This window comes from Butyrivibrio sp. AC2005, from assembly GCF_000424145.1.
Lineage (GTDB): Bacteria > Bacillota > Clostridia > Lachnospirales > Lachnospiraceae > Butyrivibrio.
Genome location: NZ_AUJI01000010.1, coordinates 114,119 through 138,189 on the forward strand (window position 1 = coordinate 114,119; position 24,071 = coordinate 138,189).

A 24,071-nucleotide genomic window follows, 5' to 3' on the forward strand; every position below is an offset into this window, starting at 1 on the left:
ATCAATGATCTACAGCTTCGTGAAGTCTTGCTCTGATATCCTCTACGCTCATCCACTCTGTATTGTTGCCTGAGCTGTATGAGAAGCCATCCGGAACCTTCTTACCTGTAGGATCCGGTGTCTGTCTGTCATTAAACGTAACCTGAGGATATACAATAAAGTGCTTGTCAAATTCATAGGTAAATGGTGCATCCTCAACTGTTACCATAATTTCATCAAGCTTTTCACCGGGACGAATTCCGATTTCGCTTGTTGAAATACCGGGACACATAGCCTCTGCAAGATCTGTAACCTTGAAGGAAGGGATTTTGCTAATGAAAGTCTCACCGCCCTTTGCCTCATTAAGAGCCTTGAGAACAAGCTCAACTCCTTCGGGAAGACTAATCCAGAAACGTGTCATTCTGTAATCTGTGATTGGAAGCTCCTTCTCACCCTTCTCAATCAGATGCTTAAACAGCGGAATGATTGATCCGCGGCTTCCGGCAACATTACCATATCTGACAATTGAGAAATTGATGTCCTTGTTACCTGCATATGCATTAGCTGCTATGAAAAGTTTATCTGAAACCATCTTAGTAGCACCGTAAAGGTTAACGGGGTTAACAGCCTTATCGGTACTAAGTGCAACCACGCGCTTTACCCCGGTGTTAAGTGCAGCATTGATAACATTCTGCGCACCATTAACATTGGTCTTTATCGCTTCATCCGGGTTGTACTCACATGCAGGGACCTGCTTAAGCGCTGCAGCATGAATAACGTAATCAACGCCCTCCATTGCTCGCTCCATACGGGCACCATCTCTGACATCGCCGATGAAAAATCTCATCTGATCAGCATGCTCTCTGTACACCTTCTCATTAGCCATAGTGTACTGCTTATACTCATCACGAGAATACACGATAATCTTCTTGGGATTGTAATTCTCAAGAAGATACTCTGTGAAGCAATGTCCGAATGAACCAGTTCCTCCTGTTACAAGTATGGTTTTATCATCTAATTTCATTTCTTACCTCTTTTCAATGAATAATTCTAATAGATTATACTATAAATTAAAAAATAATTGGATATCTTTGTAAAAGATTGCATGATTTCTTTAGTAAAATGGTATTACAAAATTGGTTATTAATTCCTATTGAAACACAAACATCTATGTTGTAAGATAGCCTCTGCACAATTTTTTAGTTTTAGAAAAAAAGGAAGTATTTTTACATGGATAATCAATTGTACTCTTACGAAGAAGTGTGTGAACTTATTGAGCATAAGGATCTCAAAATCCTTAAGAAGCGTGATGAAGACCTCAATAAAATCTGCCAGTTTGGTGAACGCGGATCAATCCTTAATGTAAACACACTTTTATATAACCGTTATCAGTTTCATGCTACCGAAAAAGACTTTAATGCAATCAAGAGAATGGCTGAATCGGAGAATCTTGCCATTGTTTTAAGGGAGACTGATAAAGACGAGATAGAAGACCTCGTCTCCGGCTATGAGGAAGTTGGAAGTAAGGCCATCCTTTTCATAAAAAACGGCAACCGTCTTATTCAGTTAAACGAGACTGAAAAGAACCTTCCTCACGAGATCATATTCTTTACCAATGAAAATCTGAATCTCATTCTGGACTGCCTCTGCGAAATTGATAAGTCCAAGACAAAGCAGAAGGTCGCAGCTCCTGTTGTCAAGGTAACAAAAGTAGCAGAGCCCGAACTCACTGATGAAGAGATACGCGAAATCTACCCTGAGGGCTGTGCTGTTACACATACAAAATACGGTCACGGAATCGTTAAGTCAGTTTCTACCGGAAGAATAACAGTTGAATTTGATAATTCAGTTGAAAAAATCCTCGGAGCTAAGATTTGCATAAAAAATAAGCTCCTTACTGTAGCATAAATATATTAAGGCGCAGGCAAATGCCTGCGCCTTATTCGTTTGTTTTATTGCATTTCATATACCGTCCACATATCCTTCTGTGATATCTTTCCGGTCCATGAAGCATTTGAATTTGCTTTCATAAGTACGTTCAGTATATTATCCCTGTTATCATTATCTGCAACATAAATTGCAAGGATGTCTGCATTCGCTATCTCGCTGTCGTCTATTGCCTCAAGATTATCCGAATTAACATAGTATAGCTTATCGTATACCAGAAGTTCATCAGTAAGACGCCATATATTATCAGGCGTGGCACTGTTATATATAACGACAGCCCTGGCATCCTCTGCCTTCATCTCCTCTGAAAATTCTACCCTTTCCTTATCCTCAGGGTATAGGAAGAGAACATTCTGATCAATTGCGAGACCTTTAACAGTTATAATTGCAAAAATCAGCAGTGCTCCGAGTACCGGTATTTGTACCTTGGCAAAGCTTCTGTTTCCTACTATTGCTCTTATTCCTATTCTTGTAAAATAGGCAGACACAAGCAATACAATAGGATATATCGGCATCTCATATCGGTTTGAGGTATCGCCAAGCAAAAGTGCTGTTTTAGCCACGATAAAGAAATAACCTAATGCGGAAACAAACAGTATTCTGATATGCGCAATATGCAGCTTATCCTTTTCTCCTTTAACCCTGAGCATAAAGAAAAGCGCAATCAGAGCAATTACCGCCAGCACTATTATCAGCCACAGCATTCCCGAAAACAGATAATCATTTACAAGTCCCAGGAAAAAAACAAATCTTTCCCAGATATTTGACATGTTGGAAAATGCTTCTGCAGCCTCCTGACCTCTGTATCCTCTGAAAATATGTGAGAGTGCCGATGGATAAATTGCAAGAGATATGCCCAGCGCTACAATACCGCCAAGCACATAAACAAGGATATATTTGGATCTTTCCGCCATTGAAGCTGCCTGCTGAACAAATTCCTCGTCTCCTAAAATATTCTCGATGTTCAGAACTCCGGTATTGTCCTTATCCGTTTCATCATTCTTTTTCTTCCTGTTTTTTGGCATAAGGAACAAAAACCAAATTGCAAAGGAAAGCCCCATAACACACATATAAACAAGATAATAATACTGCGTAAGGAACCCAAGGATACTTACAATCGCGATTGCAACAACATAAGACACAAAGCCCTTTTTAAAAGCTGCATCAAAAGGCTTGTCAAGAACAAAGCCTTTAAGTTCATTCCCTGCATAATATTTTTTTATGAGGCTTATAAGCTTCATGTGCAAATACGCAGAAGCCAAAACAAAAACCGTAAGCCACATATACATACGAATGAACAAAACACAGGATATGGTCATAGGATTAAACCCATAGGCCAGCATCAGAATAATTCTCAATTCTTTACTCATTCCTATGGATTTTGCCAGCTTATTAAGAATAACAAAGCTGATTACAAAGGCAATCAGATTTACTACAATACCCTGCCATTTACTGAAGACCTCCGGTGTCAGAGAACATGCGGTATGCAAAAGATCATAAAAAAGCGGCGGATGTACATCCCAGGACTGCACCAGATGGACAAGTCCATAGTTAAAGCCCTCTCCGTTTTTTACCACAAATTCATCTCTTATAGTGTCTGTATCTACCCATTCCCTGTCAGGATAATAGAAGCCAAGGCTCCTGTTTGAAGAAAAATATGAGTAATACTCATCCTGATGAAAGCCCGCCTTCTGTACTCCGAAAAAGCAGATAAAGGCCACCTGAATGATTAATATAAGAAGTAATATTAAGCTGTATTTTTTTGACTTAATCTTCATTAGAAGCTTTCTATCTCCCTGGTTATTTGATACCTCTGATTTTGGCATGCGCACTTCTTACTGCTTTGGGCGCAATACCAAGGGCAAGCAGATATACCCTGTTCTTTGATGTGAGATATTTATTCTGAAAAATATCCTTCATATGTTTTTTCAAAAAGCCCACAACTTCTTTTCTGTAGAATTTATTTGACCGATTCATTTTGCTGATCGGAATATGCAGCAGATAATCCAGCCTCTGAATGAGGCAGAATCTCATTGCTATATCCCTTAGTCCCGGGAAATTTTTCTTAACAAGCCTGTATGCCACATCTGAATTTCTCACGATATCTGTGAAAACAGGCGGGAAATAATCCTTCTGGTCAGCCTTTTTCCTGGAATTGCTTCCGCTTCTGTAAAAAACATGATAGTACTGCTGCGGCAGAATTACCAGTTTAGAAATCCTCTTAAGCATATGTATCATGAGATAAAAATCTTCGTTTAACTCGTTTTCAGGAAATCCCTTACACTCACCCCTGAACAATTCCCTGCTGGTAAGCTTGGTACAAAAGGATGCATCGCCGGTATGCATCAGAAGAGTTCTAAGGTGCTCTTCTCCGTTAATTGTCTTCACAGCCTTCGGCGGAATACAGACATCGGGAAGCTTCGTTCCGTCCTCTGCTATTTCATCTCTGGATACCTGTGCCATCAAAACAGGCGACTCTTCCGAACTATTTTCCTCTATCGCCTTCATCAGGCTCTCATACATGTGGGAATCTATATAATCATCCGAATCAACAAAACCTATATAATCACCTGTAGCTGCGGAGAGTGCAAAATTCCTTGCTTTACTGCTCCCGCCGTTTTCCTGATGCAAAAGCAGGAGCTTTGGATACTGCCTGTTTTCGCTATCCTGATTTGCTTTATCGATAAAATCTTCTATCTTTTTATACGTATCATCCGTTGAGCCGTCATCAACGATAATGACCTCCATCAGCTCATGGGGATAGGTCTGCTCGCAAACAGACTTAACGCAGCGGATTATAAGGTCCTCAATATTATAAGCAGGTATTATTACACTTATTCTTTTTCTGAAAGTCATCACTCTAAATGATTATCCTCCTGAAGTATTCTGATAAGACCTGGCGCCTTTATGATTTCCGCTTCGCTCATCGGACCGCTTGAAGGAACATCAATCCTTTCCGCATTTACCAGCTTCCCGCAAAAATCCAATAATCTCTTCGCAGCAATATGGCTGTTCCATTCATTAGCTATTGTTTCATATGCAGCTTTCTGCATACGATTTATAATATCACTTTTGGATATTATTATATCCAGTTTTCTCTGCAATTCTTTTTCACTGCATCCGTTAAAAATGAGGCCATTTTCACCATCCCTTATAAGATATGGCACAGCTCCGGCTTCAGAAGAAGCTATAACCACGCAGGCACTGTTCATCGCTTCATTTACTACTGCTCCCCATCCCTCAAGGTAATTGCTTGAAAAAAGAAATACATGACTCTTCTCCATTATATCCCTGACTTCATCAGGCTTCATGAACCCTCGGAGATTTACTTTATCTTCAAGTCCCTTCTCCTTTATCATCCTTGATATATCTGCCCAAAGCGGTCCGTCTCCTACTATATCAAGATGATAATCAACTTTTTTTTCGCTCAGATATTCAGCCATCTTAATTGCAAGCTCAGGGTGCTTTAGTTTTATCAGGCGGGCCGCAAAACAAAGCCTTATCTGCTCCCCTTCTCTGTAAAGCATATCTGACAACTTTGCATCATCATATTTTCTAAAAGGAGGAAAATATCCCCACTTGAACATTTTTCCAGGATATGCGCCTATAAGCTTATAATCGCCTGACACATATGCACCTGCACAGAGCATATACACCGGAGAATTCCTGTACTTTGTATGCTCCTCATATTTCGCCTTCAAGCCTCTGGGAGAAATCATTTTCCATCTGCCCTCACGGTAAATTCTCTCACTTACCCTGATGACAGGTTTTCCAGAATCCATTCGGGCTGCTATTTTCCTCATAGCTGCGCTGTCATTACCAAGGCCCGTCCAGCCTGCAATCAGCACATCTGCGCTATCTATAAGCTCAAGGCAATTATTCTCATCCTCGTAGAGCCTGTGTACATAGGAGAGACTTTTTGTATCAGCATCCCATCCCATGTTCTTTCTGTTTGCTTCCATGGGCTGAGCCTCTATAAATGAAAAGGCTTCGCCTATCTGTGCGTATAATTCATCACAGAAGGGAATCTGGTGGTGGTTTATGTAGTTGGATATGAAAGTAATCCTGATAATTGCCCCCTCATCCGGCGCTTCGCGCCACCTTCCCACATTGGGGGAAGGCTCTATTTATTTCTGACTATATCTCTATATATTTCAATAAGTCTTTTGTAGTTCTCGTTCGCATCATGTGTTATCATGGCGTGCTTTCTTGCATTATCACCATAAACCGCTGCTATTACAGGCTCCCTGAACATCTGCTTTACACACTTTGTAAGCTCTTCAACATTTCCTGCTTCAAAAAGCAATCCGTCAACGTTCTTTTCAAGCATGCTGGGTATTCCGCCCGTATCGGCTGCGATAGTAGGAACTCCCAGGAGCATTGCCTCTGCCATAGTATTTGGTGAATTTTCCAGAATGGAGGGGCATATAAAAATATTGCATTTAAGAAGCTGTTCCTTCATCTGCTCTGCAGAAAGCTTTCCCAGCATAATCACTTTTCCGCCGAGACGCCCCCGTCTTATCAGCCTCTTTAAATACTTACCATAGGCTGATATCCTTACAGCAAGAGGATATTTGCTCTTTCCCGATGCATTTTTCTGCTCATCAGGTATGGTTACGGTTTTCCTCCTTATTTTCCCAATAACACTATTTCCGGCTACATATACCTTTGTATCCGGAAATTCCTTTAGTATTTCGGGCATGGCTTCAAGCATGAAATGAAATCCCTTCAAGGGATAATCCCCCTGTGAGAGGAAAATACTATGCGGAACCGTATTCACCGATCGCCATGCACCCTTATAAAAAGTCGGTCGCATGGTTTCATTCATTTTATAATATTTTGCTTCAGGATTTATGGCAGCTGTTGTTTCTCTGTCAAAATTCGTTCTTCCTGTTATATTTCCGGTAAGCCTGATCGCTTCCTTCTCATTTTCACCGCGCTTTTTGAATTTCTCCTGCTGCTGAATAAGGGAATCATTTTTATATCTGTCACGGAAAGTAGTATCTGTATATACATTTTCAGGAAGCTCAGCCATATATACCTTACTTATTTCGCTGCATATACCCTGTATTCCAAGCAGTGTCCTCTCCGGATTATTAAAAGCCTTTATGGCCGCAAGGCAATGCGGAAATTCCGTACCGAAGACATGAATAATATCAGGCTTAAAATCCTCGAATATTTCAGAAAATCTGCCCTCAAGGCTCTCATCATATATCTCCGGCGTATTCAGATTTTCCGAAAAGCCATAGAATTTTACACCGTCAATCTCTCTGGCTTCCTTTCCCATATCACTAGCAGGAAAAGCAACACCAAGGGTTATATTTCCTGACTTTTTCCCGGAAGAAATCCGGTCATAGGCACCGGAAAGCCATCCCTCGCGATCTGACCAGGGAAGATTACCAGCTCTTGCAAACGCAGGAAGCATTATATTACACACCCACAAAACTCTCATACAAAACCTCTCAGCGATGCCTGTAAATCAGACTCTTGATTTTATTATAAACACCTGCAGTCTTTGGATTTTCAGCTATCTTAGTTCTAAGCGGTGCAAGCGTAAGCATTCGGATCATATCAAATCTCTTGATCTGCTGCCTTGTAAGATACAAATGAATTATCTGCTGTCTTTCTGTCTCAGATATCTTGCGGTTTTCCCTTGTTTCTGAGAACCCGCCTCCCTCATAATCGGCTATAAGCAGATTCATATATTTTGTCTCTGCTTTTTCCACATAAAAACAGCGAAGGAAGTGCTCATAGTCTGCTCTGACCTTCCATACTGTATCAAAGGCATATCTTAAAACCAGTCTCTCATCATAAAAACATGCCTGATGTGAAGGTACATTCCTGTAGCAGGCAAAATCATCAATCTTTGGATTGGATGAGACTCTTTGGCCTGTTTTCATCTCAAAAATATCACCGTAATAAACAGTAGGAACTATTGTGCCTGAATCCTTCGAATCCCGCTGAATCTTTTCATAAACTCTCTGCAGAACCTTGTTATTGGAAAAGACGTCACCACAGTTAAGGAAATAAACATACCCCGGAGCAGTTTCCGAAATCCTTCTCTGTTCGTCATTCTTGATTGCATCCACCGCCATATTCATAGCATCATAAATGCCATGATCCTTGCTTCGGATAATTCTGACCCTTCCGTCCTTATACCTGATGTCAAAGGATCCCCCTGAGGATATTTTACCGGCACTCAGACGTTTTCTTTTCTCAGTTGTTCCTTCCCCGGAACCATCTTCCAGGCCGAAACAATCCACCGCCCTCTCAAGAGATCCGTCAGTCGAGCCCCCGTCCTTTATGACAACAGCAAAGTCCTTAAAGGTCTGATTTTTTATGCTCTCCAGCGTCTTGATAAGATCCTCACCGGCATTATATGTAACTACAATGATTGTAAAAAATGGTCTCTTCATATCGAACCTTAGCCAAAGCCTCTCTCTGATAATGTCGCCGGAAGTTCATGAAACAGGAAGGTCTCATACGGTAAAATCCTCATTCCGTCGTCACCCGCTTTCATCATAAATACCGCAAAATACAATATACATCCGACTATAGTAAGTGCTCTAAAAACTTTTCCTGCCCTGTATCTCGTATTCTCCCGATCATTAAGAAGTCTCGCCAAAAGAGCAGGCACATACAAAATCTGTGTAATTGTGAAATAATATGCAATTCTTGAAATCGTAGGCAGAAATGAGCAGAATACATACAGCATCAGTGCTCCGTAATTTGCATAGAAATAAAATCTCATTCTGCGTTCCGATACAACATCTTTTGCGAGGACATAAAATGCAAGAATAAGGACTGCCGCACATCTTGCTATCCCCATTTTACTTGTTCCACCGGACAGAAATTCTGTTCCCTCGTATGACGGATAGAGTTTAACTGCCAGCTCCAGATATGTGTCCTTTAAAAACAGACATGAGATGCATAACAAAATCAGCACTCCATGCATCCACCTCTTCCATTTCATCTGTGCAAGCGGATACAATACCAATACAAGCAAAAGTGATTTATGAAAAAGTGCTCCAAACAGTATCAATAATACAAACCTTGGCCAGTCTCTTTTTATGCAGTATTTAATCGAATAAAATGCTATTCCGAGAGCAAGATAATTCCTTACTGTGTTTAGCGATTGAAAGTAATATCCCAGCAGCATAAACATGGCAAAGGATAAAAAGAAATTTTCTGACTGGTCATATATTCCCTTCAAAAAGAAAAAAACAGTTGCTGCGGCAAATATTGCAAAGACCGCTACGTAGTTCTCAAATCCCGAAAGGAAATAAATAATCTTAGTAAGGTAATTAAACCCAATCTCTGTGGGAACTATCGCATTACTGTAGGTCCTGTGCATAAATTCCACATACTTGCTGTAATCATTACCCACATTAAGTCTAAGCGCGGATACCCCTGTAAGAATAAAAAAAAGGAAGATAAGTCCTGCAATATTTCTTACCTGTATTCTGCTTATACCGCGGTGAATAATGCGATATTCTCCTGCCCTTATCTTAGGGCTCGTATTTGTACTGCTTATTTGATATGCAATTATAAGGCTTACCGCTGTAAGCACCAAATAAACAAGCATATGTTATCCTCATTGGGAAACGGTATGTTTTTCTTCAGCTTTCCCTTGTCTTATGCCTTTTTTCATGAGTCTGTAACATTCCCATACCGACTTATCACGACACATAACATCTTTTTTTATCAGCAGGAATCTCAGGCTCATGGGGACGGCAAGACAGCCGTACAAAAAATGATACAATACTCCTCTGTCAAAAAAGAATTTGTCATTAAAGCCTTTAAACCAGGTAGAAGGTCTATCTGCCACTTCATGACCTAAATGGATATCAGTACGATATATCCTGACTCCTTTTTTTAAACAATCATGTAAAAAAAGTGAATCTTCGCCGTTACTGTATTTAGCACCTCCGCCAAACAGTGTGGAAAATCTTACCCCTGCCCTTTTCAGGGATTCTGTTCTTGCAACTATGGCATATGCCGGATATCTCCCATAGTTTTTCCAGGTAACCTTCGCAAAATCCGTATTGTGATAGGTTTCCCTGCCTTCAGCGGCCTTGACATTAAACAGGAGCATATCTGCTTCAGGATGCTTATCAAACTCATTCTCCACAAGAGTTGTATAACCATCGTCATACACAATGTCCTCGTCGGCAAACTGAAGGAATTCATGGTCTGCATTATCCAGAGCCAGATTTCTTGATAATCCTACTCCCCGTTCATTCCTGTGAATACATTTTATACTGCAGATACGTCCAAAAATGTCCGTGTATTCATTTTCAAAAGTCTGATTTTCCTTGCACTGATTCACAATTACAGCATCAGACTGAATATTCATTTTTCGTGGTAGCGCCACTGTATCCTGATTAACGCCGGATACCAAAAGTTGTATTCTTGACATATTAAAGTCCCAGATATCTGTTCAATAACTTCATATCAGCATCCGTAACCACCATTCCGCATACTTTACAGCCAAGCTTTTTCAGTAAAGAAATCAGATGCTCTGTCATGGCTCCGTTGTGTTTTCCCATTTGAACAGCAATAATCGCTCCATCCATACTTGAAAGCTGAGATGCGGAATCATTGTCATTTCCGGGAAGTGACATAGGCTTAAATACAGGGCAGCCCTCCGGCAATCCGTTTCCTATGACATTTTTCAGTCTTTTAACAACAGCCTCAGCCGTTTCGGCCCCGTTTTTATCATCAGCACTTATGATTACGATATTTTTCTCTGTCTTTAGCTTTTCCTTAAATGTAAGAAGAAGTTCATTTCTAAAAAACGAAGGCTCCTCCTCCCCCTCTTTACTAAGTACTCCGAGCACAGGCAGATTATATCTTCTCTCCAAATCCTCAGGAACATATGCCGCATCGTCCATGGCCTTGGAAAAGAGTAATGATAAACACGCCAAAACCGCTCCCAAAACTGCTCCGAATGTTACTGCCACTCCCATTCTGTCAGGAATCAGTTCCAATTTGGTATCAGATCTTCCAAGGAGTTCTATGTGCGTAAAGGCATAATTTGCTTTTCCGTATTCAACAAGTGCATCGTTTGCTGCATCGGCAATTGCACCTGACAGCTCCCTGTCGGGATTGGAAACAGTGAAAATCATAACCCTGATATCAGAAGGAATATCCGCATTAACTGATGCCTTCACCTCTTCCCTGGTGATATCGACGCCTTCCTTATACCCTGCAGCTTCAAGATTCTCCATTATCCTGTCAAGAATGTTATACTCTGTCCTGACCTCCAGGTTACTGTCCTCTGCTTTTACCAGAATATTCCAAGTATAAGCATTGTAGAAGTCCACCTCTGATCTTTTATTCTCATCATATGCAAAGTAAATATATAATGTTGACTCCGTCACGTAATTTCTTGCAGGCGCATATACCACATTTGCAAGAAAATATATTATTCCTGCTACAATAGCCCCTAAAACCGCCACTACCGGAACTAACCATATCTTTTTTAGCAGTACCAGATAAAAAGCCCTGAGGTTCAATATTTCGTTATCATAGCTCTCACGTTTTGTTGTCATTTAGTTTTCACCGGAATTTTTAAGTGCTGTAGTCTGAGATTCCTCTACCCCCTCCGTTGCATCGGGAGTAAACAAAATCTTAAGTGTCAGTAGCATAAGCTTAAAATCGAGCCAAACCGAATAATTCTCAATGTAAGCCAGATCAAGTTTTAATTTATCGTAGGGAGTTGTGTTATATTTTCCATATACCTGCGCATATCCTGCAAGTCCGGCCTTCACCTTCATTCTGAAGGCAAATTCAGGCATTGTTTCCATATACTGCGCAATTATTTCAGGCCTCTCGGGTCTTGGTCCGATAAATGACATTTCTCCCTTTAATATATTGAAAAGCTGTGGAAGTTCATCAATTCTGCATGCTCTGATAAACTTTCCGATAGGAGTAATTCTTGAATCATTTTTAGTAGCAAGCCTTGCAACGCCATCCTTTTCAGCATCAACCCTCATGCTTCTAAACTTCATGATCTTGAATTCTTTTTGATTAACGGTGCATCGAATCTGCTTATAAAGCACCGGACCACGATCGTAGAGCTTTATTATTATTGCTGTAATAAGCATTACAGGTGAAGACAGCACTATAAGTATCAGCGAACAGACTATGTCAATGAGTCTCTTTATAGCCCTCTGCTCTATCTTAAGATAGTATTCACGCAAAAGAAGAACAGGCGTATCAAATATATGAAGCTGCTCGGATCCCTTTACAAGCACGTCCGTAATCTTGGGCATCATATAAACTCTTATAGAATTTGAATACAAAAACTTAAGAAGCTTATTTCTTTCCTTAGTGGGGATATCCCAGATAACAACCGCATCATATCGTTCGAGACATTCCCTTTCGATAGTCATCAGTCCTTCACTGATATTCATGCATTTTACAATATTGTATTTATCCTGTCTGGAATTGAATTTTCTTAAGATATCATCTACCGGATACTCCCCACTGACAAGAAGCATCTGTCTTGCAGGAAATATCTGCCGATAAAGCCAGTTAGTACACACCGCCCACAAGAAGGATATAACCATCTGAACAGCAAGTATTTCAAACATAGGATATACCGGCACAAGCCAGTTTCTCATGAGTGATATTTGAAAATAAGAGATAACATTCACCATAAAGAGCGCGAATATCTGTGAAAGAAAGATATCCATAGCTTTCAGATATCCAATCTTCAATCCGCCATAGGTGTTAGAGAAAAAGAGCATCAGGACAAAGTATATGGCGATAACCAGTAAATGTCCCCTGAAGTACAGCTTAAGTCCGTTACCAAGCATATATCCGTCCACACTGATTCTGGGCGCAGACAAAAGCGGATAGTAGACCTTAAACCAGAACCAGCCATAGACTGCAGTCTGCATAAGAAGGCCTGTCAGACCTAGGCATAATATAAATACTCTTTTGATAGATTCAACCTGTTTCATACAATTACCCTTATAGCCGGCGAACAGTTGCTCTGAATGCCCAGCCGATAAAATAAAACGCACTGGCCACTACTGATAATCCGGCTATTTTTCTATACAGTCCCCAAATCCTTCGTACTGCCGTAAATTTGTTAGAGGAGAGTGACTTACGAGGTCTTCTGTATATCGCAAGAACTTCATCCAGTCCGTATGCTACGGTTCCTGTCTTAAGGATATTCCACCATGTGGCAGTATCCTCACTCTCAATCTTCGGCATGTAGATAACCGTTTTAGGAAGCTTATCCATATCGATCATAACAGTGGTTGTAAATATGATCGTTCTTGAAAGCGCTTCCTTAAACGAAAGTCTCTCCGGCACATGAACTATACGCCCTGTAGGCTTTGCATTCTCATCCCCGAATTCATATGCAGTAAAGACAAATGCAGCATCTTTTTCTCTTAAAAAGGTGAGTTCCTTTTGCAGCTTATCCTCCATCCAGATATCATCCGCATCAAGGAATGCCAGGTATCTTCCGGTCGCTGCATTAATTCCTGTATTTCTCGCAGAAGCTGCTCCGTTATTAGTACTTGTTCGTATCAGTTTTATCCTGTCATCACCCTCTGCAATAACACCATCAATAATTTCCGTACTATTATCCGAGGATGCATCATCAACCAGAATAAGTTCAAAGTTTTCATAAGTCTGACGCTGAACCATTCTAATGGTATCAAGAATATAATCCTGAGCGTTGAATACAGGAACTACAATACTGATACGATTCTCAAGGCTTCTGTCACTTTTCATTAAAGCTCTTCCTTAACGATATAAATCGGCCTACGCTTAACTTCAAGATAGGTCTTGCTGAGGTACTGTCCAACAATTCCAAGACAGAACAGCTGAACACCGCTTACCAATGAAATAATACATACCAGTGACGGCCATCCGCTTGTAGGATCCCCAAAAGCTGCCTTTCTGATAATTGTTACAATAATAAGTACAAGCGCCAGGAAGCAGAATACCACTCCCAGTATTGAGGAAAATGCAAGGGGTGCTGTTGAAAAAGCCATAATTCCATCCAAAGCATATAAAAACAGCTTCCAGAAGGACCACTTGGTTTCTCCCTTTTTGCGCTCTATGTTTTCAAATTCCAGCCATTTTGTTGTAAATCCAACCCATCCGAATATTCCCTTTGAAAAGCGGTTATACTCTTCCATGGAAAGGATAGCATCAACAAACTGTCTGGTCATAAGTCTGTAATCTCTTGCGCCATCAACAATCTCTGTCTTTGACATCTTATTTATAAGACTGTAGAATCTGCGTGCAAAAAATGATCTGATAGGCGGTTCGCCTTTTCGTGTAACTCGTCTTGTTGCAACAGAATCGTAACCTTCATTTACAATATATCCGTACATCTCAGGCAGCATAGCCGGCGGATCCTGAAGATCGCAGTCAAGCATAACCACATAATCTCCTTTTGCCTTCTGCAAACCTGCATAAATAGCTGATTCTTTCCCGAAGTTTCTTGAGAAATTAATCAGATGAACTCTCTCATCCTTCTCATGAAGTTTCTTTACTTCCGAAACTGTACCGTCCTTTGAACCATCATTTACATATATTATTTCCATCTCGACATCATGCTCCTTAAAGAAGCCCTCTGTCTTCATGAGTTCATCATAAAAATCTTTTACGTTCTCCTCTTCGTTGTAGCAGGGAACGATGATACTTATCAACTGCATTTTACCTCTCCGCTCTCATGGGATTATTCAAAAAGTCATCATAGGCAAGTCTTATTCCATCTTCAAGTTCTGTCTTATAGGTCCATCCAAGTGCTGCTGCCTTGGATACATCCAGAAGCTTTCTGGGAGTTCCGTTTGGCTTACTTGTATCCCACTCAATTTCGCCTTCATATCCCACAACTCTTGCTATTGTCTCTGCCAGCTCTTTGATAGTTAATTCCTTACCTGTTCCGGCATTAACAGTCTCATCTCCGCTGTAGTTATTCATAAGGAATACACACATATCAGCAAGATCATCTACATAAAGAAACTCACGCAGAGGTGAACCATCTCCCCAGCATGTTACCTTTTCAAGTCCTGCTTCCTTTGCTTCATGGAATCTTCTCAGCATGGCAGGAAGTACATGTGAATGTGTAGGATGATAATTATCGTTAGGTCCGTATAAGTTAGTAGGCATAACAGAAATATAATCTGTTCCATACTGCTTATTCAAAAATTCGCAGTACTTAAGTCCTGATATCTTAGCAAGGGCGTACGCCTCATTTGTCTTTTCAAGCTCACTTGTAAGAAGGCAGCTCTCCTTCATAGGCTGGGGTGCCATTCTGGGATAGATACATGATGATCCCAAAAACTCAAGCTTCTTACAGCCATTCTTCCATGCAGCATGTATAACATTCATCTCAAGTATCATGTTTTCATACATGAAATCTGCAAGCGCACTCTGGTTAGCCTCAATACCACCAACCTTGGCAGCTGCAAGGAACACATACTCAGGTTTCTCCTTTGCAAAAAATTCCTCTACTGCATCCTGCCTTGTGAGATCAAGTTCTTTGTGTGTGCGAGTAATAATATTTGTATAGCCCTGTTTTTCAAGTGCTCTTACAATTGCCGAACCAACCATTCCACGATGTCCGGCAACATAAATTTTTGCATTTTTTTCCATAACATATATCTCCAATCAAACTACAATACTATATTTTACTCTATTTTACTTGTTTTTTTCAACTCACTCGGCGGGTGGCAAAAAACCATCAATAATCTTTTCCCCTGCCATTCTGAATCCATCCGGGTTCGGCGTTGACGGAAAGGGATCATACCCGGTCCTGTCACCTTCCTCAGGATAATAAAAAGTCTGCCCGTTTATCTGCTTTTCCTTAAGTGAATAACTATTATATGGCTGCTGTGTCACCAGATTATTTAATCTGAATCTGGGAATATCATCCCTTATCAGCACACCAAACTTAAATGCCATAAACGCTGCAAATATCACTATGGCACATTTATAGATATAATTTTTTACAGGATTGTCAAACGCATTATCCAGAAGGATAACAAATCTTCCAATCAGCATTACCGCAGGAAGCCATAAATACACACATCCATAGCGAACAAGTGGTGAAGTGCATATGAAATATAAAAGTGCAATGTAGGATATTCCTTCAATAAACAAAAAATCCGAAAGTGAAACCGATCTTCTGTGATGTAAATGGAATACATTTGAAATCGCATTCTCTGAAGCGGGCAGCCTCTTCCCGGTTCCCTTAATCCTTTCAGTAACGTAATATCCCACGCATCCCAGGAAAACAGGAAAACATATTCCATCAAGCGAGAGCATGATTTTATTAAATAATGAAAGCTTTGAAAACCATGCGGGAAACCATTCACCAAAAGCTGCGCCTATCATGGATACATCAGTAAATCCTCTCCCGTATACGGTTATTTCATTCGCATCACTGAGCGCGGTTTCATAAGGAATTTTCCATGAAAAGTGAAATAAATCTATTCCCGTAAAGGGATATATCAGCCATCCCGTCTGTATGGCATTTCTGGTAAAATACGGAATTGCAATTATAATACAAAGAAAAACGCTCAGAAGTATTGCTGCTATTCCTTTTTTTCCATACTTTCTTAAAATCCTGATAATCGGATACACGGAAAGAAGCAAAAGCGGTGCTGCCGACAATTTTATCGTTGTAATATAAACTGTGCATATACTCAATAAGGCATATGGCAAAAAAGCTCTCTCCCGAAATGTATACAGGTCCAGCCAATGGATGACTATATACAATACCATGGTAGCCATAAAGTAATCTGATGCCGGTGAAACCATTTCATCAAAAATTGTAAACAAATAATATATGGCTATAAGCCTTACAAAATCGGATAATACCGGATGTTTTCTTCTAACTATGGTCTTTATATCAGCACATTGCCAGGCAAGCAGTAAAGCAAAGTAACCTGCCATAGCATGATATGATTTACCGAAAAAAGAACCGCTGTAAAGAGCTGAAAGAGCAAAGGCCGCACTGTTATACCCAAGTCTCAAATGAAGATTTCCAAGTCCTACTATGGTTCCAAACTCTTCAATCCATCTTATTGCCTGCGCGTGATAGAGATCTGTATCATAGTGCATAAGCCCATGGGAAGTTCCATAGGCCATGATCAAAAAGATAGCAAGATACAGCCAAAAGCTCCCGGTACTTATTATTCTTCCGACACCGGCTATAAGCCTCTCATTCATCGCTTCTCTGTATTCGTAATATAAGATAAAACAGGCAAATATCAAAACCAGATTAGCTGCAAGTGATACCCTGCTAATAAGGCTGAACAATTCCGCATATACATTTACAACCAGTATTCCCGCTATAAGGAAGCTCTCGTTATATTTATATGTATATGCAAACTTCCTCTGACCTTTCGAAGCGTGCATACAGCTTATTGTTGAAATTCCTTCAAGAGTAGCAAATCCAATTATGTATGTAGTTATAAGCACATAGATCCAATTAGCAATTACACCCAGCATTTCAGGTTACTACCCTTTACCCTAACAGATCCTTAAGATATCTCTCAATTGCATCATGCCAGTCTGCAAACATGAAATCAGATGTCAGCTTAAACATATAGTTCTCAAGTATTGAATATGCCGGTCTTGGTGCAGCCTGCGGATTCTTGGCAGAATATTCTGCACTTGTGACATGATTAACCTTTGTATTCTTACCTGCCAGCCTGAAAATCTCTTCAGTAAAGTCAGCCCAGTTGGTATCTCCCTCACATGTTCCGTGGAAGAGACCATAATTCTCTGTCTCAAGAAGATAGTGAATTGCCCTTGCAAGCTCATAGGTACTTGTAGGTGTTCCAAGCTGATCACATACAACGCTAACCTCATCATACTTTTCAGAAAGTCCAAGCATTGTCTTTACAAAATTCTTACCATCACCATAGAGCCATGCTGTTCTGATAGTAAAATATTCCTTGGCAAACTTCTCAACAAACTGCTCTCCTGCAAGCTTTGTTATACCGTACTTGCTGACAGGACCTGTCTTATCAAATTCTGTATAAGGTTTATTACCATCACCTGCAAAAACATAATCAGTTGATATGTGAACAAGCTTTGCATTTGTGTCAGTAGCAGCAATAGAAAGATTTCTGGGACCAATGGCATTTATTTTGTATGCAAGATCAACATCACTCTCCTGAGCATCAACTGCTGTATAAGCCGCACAGTTGATTATTGCGTAAGGCTTTACTTCTTTTGCAAGCGCTACAACAGCATCTACATTTGTAATATCAAGAGGTGTTATTCCTTCACCCTCAAAAACATCAGTATTTACAAGCTCATACTCGCCTGTTTTTCCAAGCTCAAAATTTACTGCTCTTCCAAGCTGTCCGTTGCATCCTGTTACTATAATTTTCTTCATTTTCAGTTCACCTCTCTTGATAATTTTTCATAAATAATAAGCAAAAATAAAAATTCCCTATGAAACGCGCATACGGACGACAAGTAAATGCCGTCCGTTAATTTTCGGTGCTTTATTCACCAAGTCCGTTCTCGATAGCTGTTACAAGCGCCTCCATTGCCTCATTTTCATCAGGCCCTTCGCACTTAAATTCCAATTCATCTCCACACTTTATGCATGCACCGAGAACACTTAAAACACTCTTGGCATTTGCTGAGTTGTCACCATACATAAATGTGATGTGCGATTTGTAATTCATCGCGACCTTACATAAATTTCCGGCAGGGCGCAAATGCAACCCTGTAGGGTTTTTAATAACCACCTTTTGTGTAATCATATATGCATTTCCTCTAATAGAACCATTCTAATAAACCGGCATGTTGCCCACGAAATCACAGCATTACATCCTGTATTAACTCCGCAAGCTTCTTTGCTTCTTCATCAATTTCCTTCTGATTTTTACCCTCTATCATTACTCGAACTAGCGGCTCAGTTCCTGAGGGTCTGATGAGTACTCTTCCATCTCCGGCAAATTTCTTTTCAAGTTCCTCAATTGCGCTTGCAATCTCAGGATACTCCATGTAATGATCCTTCTTATGTGTAGGCACTGTTGCGTTACAAAGAGCCTGAGGCATAACTTCCATAACCTTGGACAGTTCGGAAAGCTTTTTGCCTGTATCCTTCATTACCTTAAGAAGATGAAGTGCAGAAAGAAGTCCGTCTCCTGTTGTGTTGTCATCAAGGAAAATTATGTGTCCTGACTGCTCGCCGCCAAGATTAGCACCAATTTCCTTCATGCGCTCAAGAACATATCTGTCTCCGACCTTAGTCTTCTCAATCTTGATTCCCTCACGCTCTCCCATCTTGAAAAAGCCAAGGTTACTCATAACCGTTGCCACAATGGTATCACCCTTAAGATCACCATTATTCTTCATATGTTTACCGATGATGGCCATAATCTCATCACCGTCAACAAATTTACCGTTCTCATCAACAGCAAGGAATCTGTCTGCATCTCCGTCAAAAGCAAGACCAATGTCAGCCTTCTCGGTAACAACACGTCCCATGAGCTCTTCCATGTGTGTAGAACCACAGTTAGCATTGATATTTGTTCCGTCAGGATTAGTGTGGATCGCTATTACCTGGGCTCCTGTCTGTCTGATTGTCTCAACAGAGGTATAAGAGCTTGCACCCTCAGCACAATCCATTACAATTTTGAATCCATCAAGTCTTACATCAACACAGGTGAGATTGTGATTGATATACTCCTCACGTGCATCGGTACGATTTTTGATTTTACCTACCCCGGCACCTGTGGGCATCTTAACACCCTCAAGGTTATTCCTTATAAGCTCTTCAATCTCATCTTCCATTGCATCGGGAAGTTTAAAACCATTGCCATCAAAAAACTTGATTCCATTAAATTCCATGGGATTATGTGAAGCAGAAATAACAACGCCTGCATCCACACGATATTTTCTTGTAAGATACGCAACAGCAGGTGTGGGAAGAACTCCTACGTTTACAACATTCGCACCAACAGAGCAGGCTCCTGCCATAAGCGCAGAAGCAAGCATATCTCCTGAAAGTCTTGTATCGCATCCTACCATAATAGTAGGCTTATGCTTGCACTCTTTAGAAAGCACATATGCTCCTGCCTGTCCAAGCTGCATTGCAAGGAGTGGTGTAAGTTCATCATTTGCTACACCTCTTACTCCATCTGTTCCAAATAATCTAGACATATTATCCTCCAAATATCACTCGTTCTTAGTCAATATTACCGTAGCGTTTATCACATCACCTGTTGTAAGCCCTCCGGGAAGTAATAATGAAACATTTACATTATATTCTCCCGACAAATCCTCGTTCTCGCTAACAATCTGCGAAAGATCGGCAGAACCTGACACATCATCAGCCCTAATACTGTTTACCTTATCGGAAAGACCGCTTACAAGCAGATCAAAGGACTTATCTTCGTCAACAAGCTGTGCTTCATAACCCTCAGGTACATTTATTATCTCTATATGACTATAAGGTACACTTAAAGTCTTCTCGCTCTTTTTATCAATATAGGCAACAACTGTTGCTATTCCGTTGAAGTCCTGATCCCCAAAGCTTACGTTACCCGGAAGGTATCCGGATAAGTCAATGGTGGTCGTAAGATTTCCTGTGTATCCTGTTATATCAAGCTGATCATCCGATACCGTGATTGAATCAATCTTATTAAGTACGGACATCCTGCCTGCAAGAAGAACATCTTCAGGACTTGCCTCAATCTCTCCTGTTGCAACATATCCCTCAGCAGGGATTCCCGATACCTGATATATGATCGGTACTCTCTTCGTAGCAAGGATATTAACAGATACACCGACTGAAGAACTGCTAAGCTTGAGATTATCCTTTGGTACCTCATTGCCTTCTTCATCATACAGATGAATTTCAGCATTGGTTCCAATATTAGTTGTATAACCCGTAACCTCTACATTAACCTGTGCGTCCTTCACGCTATCAACAACTGATTCGGGTCCTGTAATTCTGATCTGATTCTGGTCAGTAACAACATCCCCTATTATATACCCATCAGTCAAGGTACCTGTCGTAATTGCTGAAATTGCCAGCGTCTTGGAAGCTCTTTCTTCTATACTCAGCTCCACTGAGTCTATACTTCCGTTTATACTCTGTATCTGATTGTAGTATTTATTTGTCTGAAGCGTTATGGCTACATAGTATGTACCATTAATATTCGTAGTATTTTCAAGATCGGCATATGCCACGATATTTTCTTTATCCAAAGAATCTACGATTGATCTTGGTGCATAAACAGTTACCGTTGAAATCACATCAGTGTCATCAAGCACCTGATAAACCTGATTATTATCCGTTATACTGTTTGCATTTCTAAGAGTGACCGGAACATTACTAAACCTAACCGAATCTACCGGATCACTGATATTTGTAACCAGGAACCAAAGAAGTGCTGCAAATAAAAGTGAAGCAATCTTCAGCCCCATGTTGGCAGTCAAATTGAGCTTCTTCATTTTGCAATTCCTTTCCCTTTTTTAAGTCCCTTATTCTTTTTCTTTTTATCCTTTTTATCTTCAGAGGATTTGTTCTGGATCTGGCGCAGTCTCTCTCTTAGGCGCTCACTGTCCACGCCTCTCTCGAGTTCGCCCATATAAGCAACGCTTATTTTACCCGTCTCCTCCGAAACAATAATCGTAAGGGAATCAGTAACCTCGGAAACACCTACTCCGGCTCTGTGTCTTGTTCCAAGTTCCTTACCAAGCTCCATGTTATCGGAAAGCGGAAGATAACAGGTAGCGGAAGTAATCCTGTCCCCCCTGACTATAACCGCACCATCATGGAGCGGTGTATTATGTTCGAAAATATTGATCAACAGCTGACTTGTAATAATGCCGTCTATATCAATTCCTGTACGTTCATACTCACTAAGTGAAGACAGCTGCTCAATCACTATGAGTGCACCTGTCCTAACCTTAGCCATCTCGACACAGGCTCTTATAATCTCGTTAATTGTCTTATCTGAAAACCTTCCTTCTTCTGTTGCCTCAGTAAAGTTGAATAAGCCGTGGAGGAAATTCCTTCGTCCGATACCCTCCAGTGCCTTTCGCAGTTCAGGCTGCAAAATTACAACCATCGCTGTTACCGCAATACCAAATACATTCTGAACTATCCACAATATTGTAGACATATTGAATGCAGCTGCAATAACTATAAAGACAACAATAACTACGACCCCTTTTAAAAGGGACCATAGTCTTGTAGTTTTGGCCCAAACCAGAATATGGTAGATCAGGAATGCAATTATCAGCATCTCAACTATATCGAGAGCCCTGACCGAAGGCATATGCAGGTTTGTCAGATTGTTATCAAGAAAAAATCCGATGTGTTGCATCTAAAATTACTCGCCTCTATCCTTACCTCTATAGTCTCTGCCTGAATTTGATCCACTGATCTTCTTTACCTTAGGTGCAGGTGTGGAAACCGTAACCTTCGGAACAGCCTTGACATAGTAATAGTACTCATCATCTTCGAACTGAACCTTCTCAATTCTCGAATAATCAAGGTTGAACGCAAAGAACTGAAGAATCATAAGCAGCAGAATCGAAATAACAGTCTGTAATATAACTGCTATGAATGAAAGCTCTGTAGAATAAATCATGTCACCAATAAGAAGACAGATTATATCTGCAAGTGCGCCCGAAATAATAGCTATTGTCCATGCATGATCTATGGACATTCTTCTAATGAAATAAACTATTGCAAGCGTAATCGCAAATGCCACAACAAATACCCACATGCGTTTATTACTCATAAGCTCGGACACTACTGTCTGAAACTGTGCAGCAGTCTCCTCAATCTGTCCGCCTGTAAGTGTGGTAGCATTCCCTGAAATATAATTCACAAGAAACGCAATAATTATTCCGCATGACATGGAAACAATTGAAGCAGGAGTTCCCATAAGTCCAAGTGCAATCGGCATCACATAAGGAATACTAAGATAAAAGCACATAGGTGTCAGCATTACCGCAATTGTATCCTTTGGTGAAAATCTGAAATAAAGCAGAAACATCAAAAGAAAGATAATAAGAGCTATAGCCGCACAAAAAATGGAAAGTTTGTACAGATGTGCAAGAATAAAGCCGGCAGAAATCAGTACCATGAAATTCTGGGGCATTATCGAGCACAGCAACGATACCATTAACAATATAGGTAATTTTGTCAGATTGGTCTGATATCCAATCTTATTACTAATCATCGTAAGCGCGATCAGCGAAAGCAAAAACTTCCACACATATGTGATGTATAATTCATATTTAACATAAAAATTCTTTATATATTCTCGTAATTCTAGTAAAGATGTCATTTTCCTTATTCCTTTTCATACATTTTCCCCAACTTTTTAAGGCAGGAAAAATAAGCTCTCATATTCTTACGCATTCTTCCGTAACGTATGGAATAAATGATGTATGAAATTACTGAGTACACGACTACAAGCGCAACATAATAAACCAGATATTTTCTGGCTGTGGCTGCAATATCCGTGTTGTAAAGATCCTGAAGTACATCAGAAAAATGATACATCACATAGGCAGCGACCAGTATCAGATATACCACTGTGGCACTGATAATAGACTTCAGCACCTGGAATCCGACATAGTCGCTGCGAAAGTACGAATTTATAGCGTTATTCTTTTTCCCCTCATGCTGCTCGTAAGCAGCCATCCTGGTCATCAGGATAACTCTCTCCTCGTTTAACATAATATCCTCAGGTTTTAAGGAATTTCATTCCGGCATTCGGCTTCTGAGCTGCCTGTTTCTTGGCTATCTCAGCAGCAAGGGCCTGCTGGCGTTCCTTAACTGTATTATTTAATGCGTTTGTAACAGTTGCCTTACATTTTGCACAAAGTCTGCCTGTAGCTATGCGCGTTCCGCAATTCTCGCAAGTGATCTGTATGGGAGATGCCTCCGAAAATACCAGCCTCTCCTCCAATATCCACTTCTTCAGCTGCTTTGTTGAAACTTCGCACTGCTCAGCTATCTGCTTGATGCCGCTTCCAGGGTTCTCTTCAATATATTTCTTGACCTGCTGGAATTTTTCCTCAATCTCCTTCTTGCAATTGTCGCAAATAACATCACCTACGACATAATTGAACATCTTACCACATCTGGAACAATTACGAATATTACTCATGATATC

The 24,071-nt window shown here is 40.4% G+C and carries 23 protein-coding genes; 1 reads left to right on the forward strand and 22 read right to left on the reverse strand.

All coding sequences use genetic code 11. The annotated features are described in order from the left end of the window. Window position 1 precedes the first annotated feature (1 nt). A complete protein-coding gene (gene pseB / locus G602_RS0102005; RefSeq protein ID WP_026657411.1) occupies window positions 2-1,003 on the reverse strand; it encodes a UDP-N-acetylglucosamine 4,6-dehydratase (inverting) in 1,002 nt (333 codons plus the stop codon). Window positions 1,004-1,209: 206 nt separating this feature from the next. On the opposite strand from pseB, the gene G602_RS0102010 reads away from it, so the two are divergent. Beyond that, window positions 1,210-1,887: a hypothetical protein gene (locus tag G602_RS0102010; protein WP_026657412.1), complete on the forward strand. Its 678-nt coding sequence runs from the start codon at window positions 1,210-1,212 to the stop codon at window positions 1,885-1,887. Between the two features lie 44 nt (window positions 1,888-1,931). On the opposite strand, the gene G602_RS0102015 is transcribed toward G602_RS0102010, so the two are convergent. The 21 genes from G602_RS0102015 to G602_RS0102115 all read right to left on the reverse strand — a co-directional run bounded on the left by G602_RS0102015 (window position 1,932) and on the right by G602_RS0102115 (window position 24,065). After that, the gene (locus G602_RS0102015) at window positions 1,932-3,752 is read right to left on the reverse strand and encodes a hypothetical protein (RefSeq protein WP_026657413.1); all 1,821 of its coding nucleotides are present in this window, start codon (window positions 3,750-3,752) and stop codon (window positions 1,932-1,934) included. Then, window positions 3,727-4,782, reverse strand: a complete 1,056-nt coding sequence (locus G602_RS0102020) for a glycosyltransferase family 2 protein (protein ID WP_044930834.1) — start codon at window positions 4,780-4,782, stop codon at window positions 3,727-3,729. Before G602_RS0102020 ends, G602_RS0102015 begins: the two co-directional genes overlap by 26 nt. Next, window positions 4,782-6,035 (reverse strand): glycosyltransferase family 4 protein, encoded by a 1,254-nt coding sequence (locus G602_RS24815; RefSeq protein WP_049945001.1) that lies wholly within the window; start codon window positions 6,033-6,035, stop codon window positions 4,782-4,784. Before G602_RS24815 ends, G602_RS0102020 begins: the two co-directional genes overlap by 1 nt. Before the next feature lie 14 nt (window positions 6,036-6,049). Then, window positions 6,050-7,378 (reverse strand): glycosyltransferase family 4 protein, encoded by a 1,329-nt coding sequence (locus G602_RS0102030; protein WP_026657416.1) that lies wholly within the window; start codon window positions 7,376-7,378, stop codon window positions 6,050-6,052. A 10-nt stretch (window positions 7,379-7,388) separates the two neighbouring features. Then, entirely contained in the window at window positions 7,389-8,342 is a 954-nt protein-coding gene (locus tag G602_RS0102035; protein WP_026657417.1) for a glycosyltransferase, read from the reverse strand. 8 nt (window positions 8,343-8,350) lie between these two features. Further along, window positions 8,351-9,511: an EpsG family protein gene (locus tag G602_RS0102040; RefSeq protein ID WP_026657418.1), complete on the reverse strand. Its 1,161-nt coding sequence runs from the start codon at window positions 9,509-9,511 to the stop codon at window positions 8,351-8,353. Window positions 9,512-9,520: 9 nt separating this feature from the next. Next, window positions 9,521-10,345, reverse strand: a complete 825-nt coding sequence (locus G602_RS0102045; protein ID WP_044930835.1) for a glycosyltransferase family A protein — start codon at window positions 10,343-10,345, stop codon at window positions 9,521-9,523. Between the two features lies 1 nt (window position 10,346). Further along, entirely contained in the window at window positions 10,347-11,480 is a 1,134-nt protein-coding gene (locus G602_RS0102050; protein WP_026657420.1) for a hypothetical protein, read from the reverse strand. After that, window positions 11,481-12,896, reverse strand: coding sequence for a sugar transferase (locus G602_RS0102055; RefSeq protein ID WP_026657421.1), 1,416 nt, complete (start codon window positions 12,894-12,896; stop codon window positions 11,481-11,483). A gap of 10 nt (window positions 12,897-12,906) precedes the next feature. Then, complete coding sequence (locus tag G602_RS0102060; RefSeq protein WP_026657423.1) at window positions 12,907-13,680, reverse strand: glycosyltransferase family 2 protein; 774 nt, start codon at window positions 13,678-13,680, stop codon at window positions 12,907-12,909. Continuing rightward, window positions 13,680-14,612 carry a glycosyltransferase family 2 protein gene (locus tag G602_RS0102065; protein WP_026657424.1) on the reverse strand — a complete coding sequence of 311 codons (933 nt, stop codon included), beginning with the start codon at window positions 14,610-14,612 and terminating at the stop codon, window positions 13,680-13,682. The genes G602_RS0102060 and G602_RS0102065 overlap by 1 nt, the downstream gene beginning before the upstream one ends. Before the next feature lies 1 nt (window position 14,613). After that, the gene (locus G602_RS0102070; RefSeq protein ID WP_026657425.1) at window positions 14,614-15,555 is read right to left on the reverse strand and encodes a GDP-L-fucose synthase family protein; all 942 of its coding nucleotides are present in this window, start codon (window positions 15,553-15,555) and stop codon (window positions 14,614-14,616) included. Window positions 15,556-15,618: 63 nt separating this feature from the next. Continuing rightward, window positions 15,619-17,415 carry an LIC_10190 family membrane protein gene (locus G602_RS0102075; protein ID WP_026657426.1) on the reverse strand — a complete coding sequence of 599 codons (1,797 nt, stop codon included), beginning with the start codon at window positions 17,413-17,415 and terminating at the stop codon, window positions 15,619-15,621. A 16-nt stretch (window positions 17,416-17,431) separates the two neighbouring features. Next, complete coding sequence (gene rfbD / locus G602_RS0102080; RefSeq protein WP_026657427.1) at window positions 17,432-18,310, reverse strand: dTDP-4-dehydrorhamnose reductase; 879 nt, start codon at window positions 18,308-18,310, stop codon at window positions 17,432-17,434. A 112-nt stretch (window positions 18,311-18,422) separates the two neighbouring features. Further along, window positions 18,423-18,686, reverse strand: a complete 264-nt coding sequence (locus G602_RS0102085; protein ID WP_026657428.1) for an HPr family phosphocarrier protein — start codon at window positions 18,684-18,686, stop codon at window positions 18,423-18,425. Between the two features lie 55 nt (window positions 18,687-18,741). Continuing rightward, complete coding sequence (glmM, locus tag G602_RS0102090; RefSeq protein WP_026657430.1) at window positions 18,742-20,091, reverse strand: phosphoglucosamine mutase; 1,350 nt, start codon at window positions 20,089-20,091, stop codon at window positions 18,742-18,744. A 15-nt stretch (window positions 20,092-20,106) separates the two neighbouring features. Continuing rightward, a complete protein-coding gene (locus G602_RS0102095; RefSeq protein WP_026657431.1) occupies window positions 20,107-21,387 on the reverse strand; it encodes a CdaR family protein in 1,281 nt (426 codons plus the stop codon). Continuing rightward, a complete protein-coding gene (cdaA, locus tag G602_RS0102100; RefSeq protein ID WP_026657432.1) occupies window positions 21,384-22,265 on the reverse strand; it encodes a diadenylate cyclase CdaA in 882 nt (293 codons plus the stop codon). Before cdaA ends, G602_RS0102095 begins: the two co-directional genes overlap by 4 nt. Window positions 22,266-22,271: 6 nt before the next feature. After that, window positions 22,272-23,237, reverse strand: coding sequence for a hypothetical protein (locus G602_RS0102105; protein WP_026657433.1), 966 nt, complete (start codon window positions 23,235-23,237; stop codon window positions 22,272-22,274). Window positions 23,238-23,242: 5 nt separating this feature from the next. Further along, a complete protein-coding gene (locus tag G602_RS0102110; RefSeq protein WP_026657434.1) occupies window positions 23,243-23,632 on the reverse strand; it encodes a hypothetical protein in 390 nt (129 codons plus the stop codon). A gap of 7 nt (window positions 23,633-23,639) precedes the next feature. Then, window positions 23,640-24,065 (reverse strand): flagellar protein, encoded by a 426-nt coding sequence (locus tag G602_RS0102115; RefSeq protein WP_026657435.1) that lies wholly within the window; start codon window positions 24,063-24,065, stop codon window positions 23,640-23,642. Between the last annotated feature and the right edge of the window lie 6 nt (window positions 24,066-24,071).

Coding starts and splice junctions, on each gene's coding strand:
- G602_RS0102105 (WP_026657433.1), bottom strand. CDS start 23,237: ATGACATCTTTACTAGAATTACGAGAATATATAAAGAATTTTTATGTT.
- G602_RS0102055 (WP_026657421.1), bottom strand. CDS start 12,896: ATGAAACAGGTTGAATCTATCAAAAGAGTATTTATATTATGCCTAGGT.
- G602_RS0102095 (WP_026657431.1), bottom strand. CDS start 21,387: ATGAAGAAGCTCAATTTGACTGCCAACATGGGGCTGAAGATTGCTTCA.
- G602_RS0102065 (WP_026657424.1), bottom strand. CDS start 14,612: ATGCAGTTGATAAGTATCATCGTTCCCTGCTACAACGAAGAGGAGAAC.
- G602_RS0102020 (WP_044930834.1), bottom strand. CDS start 4,782: ATGACTTTCAGAAAAAGAATAAGTGTAATAATACCTGCTTATAATATT.
- G602_RS0102010 (WP_026657412.1), top strand. CDS start 1,210: ATGGATAATCAATTGTACTCTTACGAAGAAGTGTGTGAACTTATTGAG.
- G602_RS0102060 (WP_026657423.1), bottom strand. CDS start 13,680: ATGAAAAGTGACAGAAGCCTTGAGAATCGTATCAGTATTGTAGTTCCT.
- pseB (WP_026657411.1), bottom strand. CDS start 1,003: ATGAAATTAGATGATAAAACCATACTTGTAACAGGAGGAACTGGTTCA.
- G602_RS0102040 (WP_026657418.1), bottom strand. CDS start 9,511: ATGCTTGTTTATTTGGTGCTTACAGCGGTAAGCCTTATAATTGCATAT.
- G602_RS0102070 (WP_026657425.1), bottom strand. CDS start 15,555: ATGGAAAAAAATGCAAAAATTTATGTTGCCGGACATCGTGGAATGGTT.
- G602_RS0102050 (WP_026657420.1), bottom strand. CDS start 11,480: ATGACAACAAAACGTGAGAGCTATGATAACGAAATATTGAACCTCAGG.
- G602_RS0102110 (WP_026657434.1), bottom strand. CDS start 23,632: ATGTTAAACGAGGAGAGAGTTATCCTGATGACCAGGATGGCTGCTTAC.
- G602_RS0102115 (WP_026657435.1), bottom strand. CDS start 24,065: ATGAGTAATATTCGTAATTGTTCCAGATGTGGTAAGATGTTCAATTAT.
- G602_RS0102015 (WP_026657413.1), bottom strand. CDS start 3,752: ATGCCAAAATCAGAGGTATCAAATAACCAGGGAGATAGAAAGCTTCTA.
- G602_RS0102035 (WP_026657417.1), bottom strand. CDS start 8,342: ATGAAGAGACCATTTTTTACAATCATTGTAGTTACATATAATGCCGGT.
- G602_RS0102045 (WP_044930835.1), bottom strand. CDS start 10,345: ATGTCAAGAATACAACTTTTGGTATCCGGCGTTAATCAGGATACAGTG.
- G602_RS0102030 (WP_026657416.1), bottom strand. CDS start 7,378: ATGAGAGTTTTGTGGGTGTGTAATATAATGCTTCCTGCGTTTGCAAGA.
- G602_RS0102085 (WP_026657428.1), bottom strand. CDS start 18,686: ATGATTACACAAAAGGTGGTTATTAAAAACCCTACAGGGTTGCATTTG.
- G602_RS0102075 (WP_026657426.1), bottom strand. CDS start 17,415: ATGCTGGGTGTAATTGCTAATTGGATCTATGTGCTTATAACTACATAC.
- cdaA (WP_026657432.1), bottom strand. CDS start 22,265: ATGCAACACATCGGATTTTTTCTTGATAACAATCTGACAAACCTGCAT.
- rfbD (WP_026657427.1), bottom strand. CDS start 18,310: ATGAAGAAAATTATAGTAACAGGATGCAACGGACAGCTTGGAAGAGCA.
- glmM (WP_026657430.1), bottom strand. CDS start 20,091: ATGTCTAGATTATTTGGAACAGATGGAGTAAGAGGTGTAGCAAATGAT.